The sequence below is a fragment of the Ferrimonas sediminum genome, assembly GCF_900100175.1.
In the GTDB taxonomy this organism is placed as follows: Bacteria; Pseudomonadota; Gammaproteobacteria; order Enterobacterales; family Shewanellaceae; genus Ferrimonas; species Ferrimonas sediminum.
On record NZ_FNEM01000041.1, the window covers coordinates 1 to 2,102 of the forward strand.

At 51.6% G+C, this 2,102-nt stretch carries 1 protein-coding gene and 2 tRNA genes; all 3 read right to left on the reverse strand.

Annotated features, from left to right (window positions below):
- Positions 1–3 precede the first annotated feature (3 nt).
- Positions 4–79, reverse strand: a tRNA-Glu gene (locus BLT77_RS19895).
- Between the two features lie 67 nt (positions 80–146).
- Positions 147–222: transfer RNA gene (locus BLT77_RS19900), tRNA-Ala, on the reverse strand.
- Between the two features lie 81 nt (positions 223–303).
- Positions 304–1,707: a glutamate--tRNA ligase gene (gene gltX, locus BLT77_RS19905; protein ID WP_090368604.1), complete on the reverse strand. Its 1,404-nt coding sequence runs from the start codon at positions 1,705–1,707 to the stop codon at positions 304–306.
- Positions 1,708–2,102: the final 395 nt, after the last annotated feature.

Here is a 2,102-nt window from a genome sequence, read left to right on the forward strand (position 1 = left end):
AAGTGGCGTCCCCTAGGGGATTTGAACCCCTGTTACCGCCGTGAAAGGGCGGTGTCCTAGGCCTCTAGACGAAGGGGACCCTGGACGTTCGCTCCGAAATTACTTTCGAAACAATAAGGCCGCATCGGATGCGACCTTAATAAACTTGGTGGAGCTACACGGGATCGAACCGTGGACCTCTTGCATGCCATGCAAGCGCTCTCCCAGCTGAGCTATAGCCCCAAGCCTTAGACACTTTCGGGAAGCATTCCCTGAGTGCGAGGCGCATTGTATGGACGCCCCCAAAATGTGTCAACCGGTTTTTCAGGAATTAGCTCTGTTTGCTATAAATTCCACCGCCTTGTTGATTCTGGCTACAGCCCTTGTGCGACCAATAAACAACAGGGTTTGATCGAGGCCTGGAGACTGGCCAGCACCGGTTACAGCAACCCGCAATGGCATACCCACTTTACCCATGCCTACTTCCAGTTCAGCGGCGGTATCCTGGATAACCTGATGCAGATTTTCTACGGTCCAGTCTTGCAGAGCTTCCAATTTAGCCTTTACATGTAACAACGGCTGCTCAGCAACCGGGCGCAGGTGCTTTTTCGCCGCGGCTGGATCAAACTCTTCGAAGTCTTCATAGAAATAGCGGCTGGCTGCTGCCATCTCCTTCAGAGTCTGGCAACGCTCCGCCATTACAGTAACCAGTTGCGACAACTGAGGACCATTTTCAGTATTGATGTTCTGATCCTGCATGTGCCAACGGAGCTGTTCTGCCACGTACTCTGGGTCCATGCTCTTCATATAGTGTTGATTCAACCAGAGCAGTTTATCTGTATTAAATGCTGATGCGGATTTATTGATGGCCTCCAGGCTAAACAGCTCAATCATCTCCTGGCGAGAGAAGATTTCCTGATCACCATTGGACCACCCCAGACGCACCAAGTAGTTCAGCAGCGCTTCCGGCAGATAACCGTCGTCGCGATATTGCATCACACTAACCGCACCGTGTCGCTTGGACAATTTGGCCCCGTCATCACCCAGAATCATTGATACGTGGGCAAACTCAGGAACCGGCGCACCCAGCGCCTTATAGATGTTGATCTGTCGCGGCGTGTTATTGATGTGGTCTTCACCACGAACAACCTGGGTAATTCCCATGTCCCAATCGTCTACCACCACACAGAAGTTATAGGTCGGCGATCCATCAGTTCGACGAATGATCAGATCATCCAATTCGGTATTCGCCACTTCGATACGGCCACGAACATGATCGTCAAATACGACCGTACCTTCCTGCGGATTACGGAAACGGATCACGTAAGGGAGGTCTTTATCATCACCATCCCGGCACAGACCGTCGTAACGGGGCTTCTCACCATTGGCCATCTGAGCTTCACGTAACTCATCAAGACGCTCTCGGGGGCAGTAGCATTTATAGGCTTTGCCCTCAGCCATCAGCTGGTCGATCAGTTGATTGTAGCGGTCGAATCGTTTGGTCTGATAGTAAGGGCCTTCTTCCCAGTTCAGTCCCAGCCACTCCATCCCTTCCATAATGGCATCGATGGCTTCCTGGGTTGAGCGCTCGAGATCGGTATCTTCGATGCGCAACACAAATTGGCCACCCTGGTTGCGAGCGTACAACCAAGAATAGAGAGCAGTTCGGGCACCACCGACGTGAAGATAACCGGTTGGGCTGGGAGCAAAGCGAGTTTTAACAGTCATAACCTTCTCTGATTCTGTCGAATACTGATTTCTGCCATAGAGGGGCAGATAGAAAATCGCGTTATTCTAGCAGCCCGCCAGCACTTCACCCAAATATGATTTACCCTGTCTGTATAAGAAGTGGCAGTAACAAGACTCAGGTGTCCGTTTGTCACTCCCAAACCCCTGAGGTTTCGTGGGTCACAATGCCGCACCGGTCACAAAAGCAACAGCCAAAAGCGTCACTTGCATTGTTAATGGCCGTTGCGTTCAAATTGCCGTCAGGCGGTGTGTTTCGGGGAGAAATTTATTGACACTAAAACACTGCCCCCTATAATACGCCTCCGTTGCTGAGGGCGATTAGCTCAGTTGGGAGAGCACCTGCCTTACAAGCAGGGGGTCACTGGTTCAAGCCC

Bases quoted from the DNA above. Each gene is read 5' to 3' on its own strand.
- gltX (WP_090368604.1), bottom strand. From the start codon at position 1,707: ATGACTGTTAAAACTCGCTTTGCTCCCAGCCCAACCGGTTATCTTCAC.